The 6,555-nt window shown below is 73.3% G+C and carries 4 protein-coding genes and 1 pseudogene; 3 read left to right on the top strand and 2 right to left on the bottom strand.

Going from position 1 to position 6,555, the window contains the following annotated elements; all coding sequences use genetic code 11:
• Positions 1-224: pseudogene (locus tag ACWED2_RS07370) on the bottom strand (hypothetical protein); the annotation flags it as partial.
• Between the two features lie 159 nt (positions 225-383).
• On the bottom strand, positions 384-1,079 hold the full coding sequence (locus tag ACWED2_RS07365) for a winged helix-turn-helix transcriptional regulator (protein WP_449689577.1): 696 nt from the start codon (positions 1,077-1,079) through the stop codon (positions 384-386).
• A gap of 314 nt (positions 1,080-1,393) precedes the next feature.
• Here ACWED2_RS07365 and ACWED2_RS07360 point away from each other — a divergent pair, with 314 nt between their 5' ends.
• From ACWED2_RS07360 to ACWED2_RS07350, 3 genes are read left to right on the top strand one after another with little or no spacing between them, the layout of a single operon-like run.
• Positions 1,394-3,709, top strand: a complete 2,316-nt coding sequence (locus tag ACWED2_RS07360; protein WP_449689576.1) for a TOMM precursor leader peptide-binding protein — start codon at positions 1,394-1,396, stop codon at positions 3,707-3,709.
• Positions 3,710-3,753: 44 nt separating this feature from the next.
• Positions 3,754-5,199 carry a SagB/ThcOx family dehydrogenase gene (locus tag ACWED2_RS07355; protein WP_449689575.1) on the top strand — a complete coding sequence of 482 codons (1,446 nt, stop codon included), beginning with the start codon at positions 3,754-3,756 and terminating at the stop codon, positions 5,197-5,199.
• 57 nt (positions 5,200-5,256) lie between these two features.
• Positions 5,257-6,549: a sensor histidine kinase gene (locus ACWED2_RS07350; RefSeq protein WP_449689574.1), complete on the top strand. Its 1,293-nt coding sequence runs from the start codon at positions 5,257-5,259 to the stop codon at positions 6,547-6,549.
• The last annotated feature ends 6 nt before the right edge of the window (positions 6,550-6,555 follow it).

Raw genomic sequence — 6,555 nt, 5'->3', positions numbered from 1 at the left:
TAGTGCAGCCATTCCTGCGAAATCAGCCACGGGAACGGCATCCCGAGCACCCCACGCGCCTTCGGCGCCGGCCAGCCCAGCGCGTAGATCTGGACGGCCTGCACGATGTGCTCGGCCCAGTGGGCGATCACGATCACCATGAACACCGCGAGCGCGCGGTGGTGCCACCGGCTGTTGAGCTGACCGAGGAACCCGGACGGACGAGCGAGTTCGGACGTCGACATGGTGACCCCAGTTTCCCTAAGCGGCAAGAACGTTGATGCGTCGACGATATCCGGTCGGCGCGGTGGCCCTGTTACTCCGAATTGCTGATCTGCGGGGAGAATTGCGCTGCCGGTCGCCTCCCGGTCCCGGCGGCGGCACTGACGCCGGGACCGGGAGCGTCAGTGCAGTGCCAGTCCGGTGGCGCGATCCGGGGCCGGCGGGATGTGGAACAGGCGGGTGAACAACTCGAGGTGGGCCGGGTCGCCGTCGATGCGGACCTTGCCGCTGTCGAGGGCGTCCCGGGCGGACAGGTTCCCGTTGAGCAGGTCGAGGATCGCCGGGCCCTGCGGCTCGATCACCAGGTCGGCGGCGGGCAACGCGCCCGAGGAGGCCTTGAGCGAGCCGTTGTCGACCATCGCGTGCACGATGATCTCGCCGCCGAGGTGGTGCAGCTCGTAGTTGACGCGCACGCCGGCCGCGGCCTCCTCCTGGAAGGTCGTGTACAGCGAGATGATCGCGGTGTCGAGGGTGAAAACGTCGTCGGGCCGCGGGTAGGTGAGCGAGCGGGCACCCCACAGGCCGAGGTCGAGGACGATGTGGTCGAGTTCGCAACCGTATTCGGTCAGTTCGTAGACGACACCGGCGTCGAGCTGCGACAGCACGCGGCGCCGGACGACACCGCACTCCTCGAGTTCGTTCAGCCGGGAGGTCAGGATGCTGACGGGGATCCGCGGCAGGGTGCGCTGCAGGTCGGTGAACCGCTTCGGGCCGAGCATGAGGTCACGCACGACGAGCAGCGACCACCGTTCGCCGACGATCTCGAGCGCCCGGGCCAGGCCGCAGAACTGTCCGTAGGTGCGAGCGGAAGTAGGCATACTCGGGTCCTCACTTGTCTCGGTGTGCCGGACCGGGCGCCGCCCGATTCGCGCGGGGCCGCGAGGTCGGTTACGGTCCCCGTGACGCCGCGAGGGCCCGCGCTGCCGGGTCGCCCCGGGCGTCGTCGTCTACGGTGACGGTTCGCCGCCGTGCCCGGCCAGTGCGCGGTACACGGCCCGCATGTGCGTTTCTCACGCCGGACCATGCGTTTCGCACGACTTCCCCGTGCTCACGGCACTGGTCGAGTTGACGTCGCCTGGAGCACGATTCCCTGGTCTCTCGTCCCGCCCATCGACGACTGGCAGGAGAGCCGATGCGCACGGCAGCAGTGGACGCTCCGGTCCCGGACCACGGCGCCGGGTCGGCGCCGGTACCCCCGCGGGCCCCGGCATTCCGGCGGCACCTGCGAGCGGAGGTCCACTCGGGCAAGGGCGCGTACTTGTTCTCCGAGCAGGGCGTGATCGCCATGCGCGGGGAGAAGATCGAGTCGCTGGCCGCGCTGCTGGACGGCACGCACGACCTCGACCGGCTGCTGCGCGGGCGCCCCGGCGGCATGGCGCCGCAGGAGGTGGCCGCCCTGCTGGCCCAGCTCGTCGACGCCGGCCTGGTGACGTTGCGCAGCCGGCGCGAGGACACCCGGGCCGGCGACGAGCGCGCGCTGGCCTACTGGGACGCCTGCGGCGTCGACGCCGACGTGGTGGCCGCACGGCAGGGCACCGTGCGGCTGGCCGCGGTCGGGGACAGCGCCGACGGCATCGAGGCGGGCGCGGTCGGCCGGGCGCTGGCCGGCGCCGGCCTCGAAGTGGTTCCCCCGGACGCCGGCGCCGCCGACCTGTCGGTGGTGCTGTGCGCCGACTACCTCGACCCGCGGCTGGCCCGCGTCGACGCGGAACACCGGCGCGCGGGGCGGCCGTGGCTGCTGGCGCGCCCGTTCGGCGCCCAGGTGTGGATCGGGCCGGTGCTGCAGCCCGGCGGCGCGTGCTGGCGCTGCCTGACCCACCGGCTGTGGGGCCACCGCCACGCTGAGGCGTGCGTCCAGGAGGAGCTCGGCCACGCCGGCCCGGCGCGCCGCCCGGTCTCGGCGCTGCCGCCCCTCACCTCGGCCGCGGCACACCTCATCGCGCTGGAAGCGGTCAAGTGGGTGGCCGGTTACCGCCACCACGGCCAGCAGTGCGTGTGGACGCTGGACACGCTCGACCTGCAGGGCAGGCTGCACGAACTGCGCCGTCGCCCGCAGTGCCCCTGTTGCGGCGACCCGTGGCTGGTCGCGTGGCGTTCGACGCGCCCGGTCGCGCTGCAGCCGGCCAAGAAGGCGACGACCGGGGGCGGCGGGCACCGCACGGCGACACCGGCGCAGATGCTCGAACGGCACCGGCACCTCGTCAGCCCGGTGACCGGGATCATCAAGGAGATCCAGCCCGATCCGGCCGCGCCCCCGTTCGCCAACGCCTACCGCTCCGGGCCCAACGTCGCCCGCGGTGTCACCGGCATGGCCGCGTTGCGCGCCGGGCTGCGCTCCGAGAGCGGCGGCAAGGGCGTCAGCCCGCTCGACGCGGAGGTCAGCGCGCTCTGCGAAGCCGCGGAACGGTTTTCCGGCAACTTCCAGGGCGACGAACTGCGCATCCGCGGCTCGTACGAGGAGCTGGGCGAGGAAGCGCTCCACCCCAACGAGTGCATGCTCTTCGCCGACCGGCAATACCGGGACCGGGCCGCCTGGAACGCCGCGCACGGGCCGTTCCAGCAGGTCTGCGAGCCGTTCGACCCGACGGCCCGGATCGACTGGACGCCGGTGTGGTCGCGGTCGGGGCGCCGCCGCCTCCTGCCGACGTCCTACCTGTACTACGGAACTCCGCGCGAAGGCGCGGCGCGCGGGGTGCGGGCCGACTCGAACGGCGCCGCGGCCGGCAGCAGCCTGGAGGACGCCATCCTGCAGGGCACGCTGGAGCTCGTCGAACGCGATGCCGTCGCGTTGTGGTGGTACAACCGGACGCCGGTGCCGGGGGTCGACCTCGCGTCCTTCGCCGACCCGTGGCTGGACGAGATGTCCGGCAGCTACGCGGGGATCGGCCGGGAGTTCTGGGTCCTCGACGTGACCAGCGACCTGGACATCCCGGTGACCGTCGCGTTGTCGCGGCGGGTCGACGGCCCGCACGAGGAGATCATGCTGGGCTTCGGCGCGCACCTCGACCCGCGGATCGCGGTGCGCCGCGCGGTGACCGAGCTCAACCAGATGCTGCCGATCGTGCGGTCCTCTGGCCACGAGCTCGACGACCCGGACGCGCGGCGCTGGCTCGAGTACGCCACCGTCGCCAACCAGCCCTACCTGCGGCCGGCGGCCGGGCAGCGGATGCGGACCGCGGCGGACTTCCGGTTCGTGAACCGGGCGGACGTCCGCGACGACGTCGAGGCCCTCGGCGCGGTGTTCGACCGCGCCGGCCTGGACCTGCTGGTGCTCGACCAGACGCGGCCCGACGTCGGGATCCCGGTGGTCAAGGTGCTCGCACCGGGGCTGCGCCCGTTCTGGACCCGGTTCGCGCCCGGCCGGCTCTTCGACGTCCCGGTCCGGCTCGGCCGGCTCGACGCACCGATCCCGTACGAGCGCCTCAACCCGTTCCCGATGTTCCTCTGAACGCCCCCGGCGCTCGGTTTTCGCTGTTGCTTGAGGAGTTGGCCTTGCCTGCTTATCCCCCGGAGGGGAACCCGGAGACCGTCCGGCTCTGGTCCCTCACCGAAGACACTCTGCTGGAGGCGGGGGACGACGACACGCTCGTCGCGATCACCTGGTGGGGCGAGTACGAGCTGGCGGACATCCCCCGGCCGGTCCGCGAGTCGCTGGGCCGGATGGCGCTCGGCCCGGTTTCGATGGGCAACTTCGCGTCGGCGAGCGGCGGGGTCGAGGCGTGGGCGGGCGTGCTGCGCAACGTCCTCAACCGGCTCTCCGGCTCGGTCGTGCACTCGCTGGCGCTGACCGACGGCCGCGGGCCCGTGCTCTCGGCGATCCCGGTGACCCAGTCGCCGATCTTCCCGACCGACCCGGTGCCGCCCGGAAGGCTGATCAAGCTGTCGCGCTACTCGGCGATGCGGCCGAACGACGGCGGCCTGCTCCTCGAGTCACCCCGGGCCCGGTACCGGGTCGCGCTGCTGCGCTCGCCCGCGGTGACCGTGGCGTCGTCGCTGGCCGGCCCGGTCACCGTCGCGCAGGTCGCCGAGACCACCGGGCTGGCCGAGCCGCTCGTCGCCGACCTCGTCGCGTTCCTGGTGGCCGCGGGCGTGGTTCTGGTGGCCGACGACTGGGCGGCCTTCGCCGAGGACACCGACGCCGAACTGGCCGTCTGGTCGCCCGAAGACCTGATGTTCCACACCCGCAGCCGGACGTGGCAGAAGGGCGGGCAGCGGGAGGCGAACCGAGGGTGGGCCGAGCCGCCGGTGGTCAAGCAGATCACCGCCGGGCCGACCTTCCCGCTGCACCGCCCGGACCAGGCGGCGCTGCGGGCCACCGACCCGACGCTGACGAAGTTGCTCGAGCAGGAGCACAGCTGCCCCGAGGTCACCGACCGGGCCCTGTCCGCGGAGCAGGTCGGAGACCTGCTCTACCGGGCGGCGCGGGTGCGCTCGATCGGACCGGCCTACCTGCCCGGCGGGCCCGGTCACGAGGCGTCCCAGCGGCCGTACTTCAGCATCGCCTGCCTGTACGAGCTCGAGATCTACGTGGTGATCAACCGCTGCACGGGCTTGGGGCGGGGGATCTACCACTACGACCCGCTGTGGCACACGCTGACGCTGATCAACGACGACATGGGCGTCCTGGACGCCATGCTCGACGTGGCGATGATCGGGGCCGGCAGCCATCGCAGGCCCTCGGTGCTGCTGACGATGACCGCGCGGATGTCGCGGATCGCCTGGGTGCTCGGCAGCGCCGCGTACGCGACGACGCTGGTGCACGTCGGTGCGCTGCAGCAGGTCCTCTACCTCACCGCGAAGGCGATGGGACTGACCGCGCACGCCGTGCCGGTGGACGCCGGCGACCGCGTCGACCGCTCCCTGAAGCTGGAGTGGCCGGCCGAGGTGAGCGTCGGGGAGTGCGTGCTGGACTTCCCCGGCGACGCGGTTCCGGCCTGACAAGGGGGTCTGCCGGGGCCACCGGCCCCTGTACCTTGGTGTCACTGAGGTGCGGTGATGGGGGAAGGGGTCGTGGTCCGTCGGGTGCGGGTTCGGGGAACGGGACTCGGTGGCGGGGCCGGTGCGCTGGCCCGCCGGCAGACGCACCCGTCCGGGGACGAACGGCCCGGCTTTCCCGCGATCGTGGCCGGCGCGCAGGCGGTGGCCGCCTTCGCCGTGGCGGTGCCGGCCGTGCTGCCGGTGGTGACCGGGCGTGCGTCGTGGCCGGCGCAGCTGGTCGCGGTGGCCTGCGCCGCGGCGCTCGTCTGCGCGCACCTGACCTGGCGCACCTTCGGCCTTGCCTGGCATCCGGCGCCCGTCCTGGCCGGCGAGGCCGCGCTCGGCTTCCTGCCGTTGCCGCTGCTGGGCACGCCGTGGGCGCCGGCGAGCGGGTTCTTCGCCGGCGGGATGCTGCTGGTGTGGCGGCCGGCCCGGTCGGTGCCCGTCGCCTTGCTCGCGTGCGTCGCGGCGGGCTTCGTCCCGGCTCTCGCCGGCGTGCCCGGTGGCCGGGTGGAGGCGGCCGTGGCCGGTGCGGTGGCCGCCGGCGTGGGGGCGCTCGCGCTGTTCGGGCTCGGCACGGCCGTGCGGCTGGTGGCCGAACGCGACGACGAGGTTCGCGAACTGCAGCGCCGGGTCGTCGCCGACGAACGCGAGCGGTTCGCGCGCGACCTGCACGATCTGCTGGGGCTCAGCCTTTCGGCGATCACCCTCAAAGGTGAGCTCGTCGACCGGCTGCTGCTCGACCGCCCGGCGCACGCCAAGGAGGAACTGGCGGACCTGCTGGTGATGTCGCGGCGCGCGCTGGCCGACGTCCGGACGGTGGCCGCGGGCTACCGCGAACTGTCGCTCGACGACGAATGCCGGGCCGCGGCGGAGGTGCTGAGCGCCGCCTCGACCCGCGTGACGATCGCCCGCGCCGGCATCGAAGACCTGCCGCCGCCGGTGGCCACCGTCCTCGCCATGGTGCTGCGCGAAGGCGTGACGAACGTGGTCCGGCACAGCACCGCCAGCTGGTGCGCGCTCTCCGTGAGCGCCGGAAACGGGACGGCGTGGCTGGAGATCGTCAACGACGGCGCGGGCGGCGCGGACGGCGGCGGCGTGGATTCGGGGGCCGGGCTGCGCAATCTCCTGGACCGGGTCGAGGCCCTCAACGGCACGCTGACGACCGAAACGGACGCCGAGGACGGCACCCACCGGTTGCTCGTGGCGATCCCGCTGCGCCCGGTCGATCCGCGGCGTCGGCGGGCGGGCGAACGTGGTAAACGCTTTCCCGGTGGGGTGCCTCCGGCGACCCGGTCCGGTTCGGGGTGACCGCGG

Source organism: Amycolatopsis sp. NPDC005003, assembly GCF_053600695.1.
This window is presented reverse-complemented; position numbering and strand designations above follow the sequence as displayed.

Coding starts and splice junctions, on each gene's coding strand:
- ACWED2_RS07365 (WP_449689577.1), bottom strand. CDS start 1,079: ATGCCTACTTCCGCTCGCACCTACGGACAGTTCTGCGGCCTGGCCCGG.
- ACWED2_RS07360 (WP_449689576.1), top strand. CDS start 1,394: ATGCGCACGGCAGCAGTGGACGCTCCGGTCCCGGACCACGGCGCCGGG.
- ACWED2_RS07350 (WP_449689574.1), top strand. CDS start 5,257: ATGGGGGAAGGGGTCGTGGTCCGTCGGGTGCGGGTTCGGGGAACGGGA.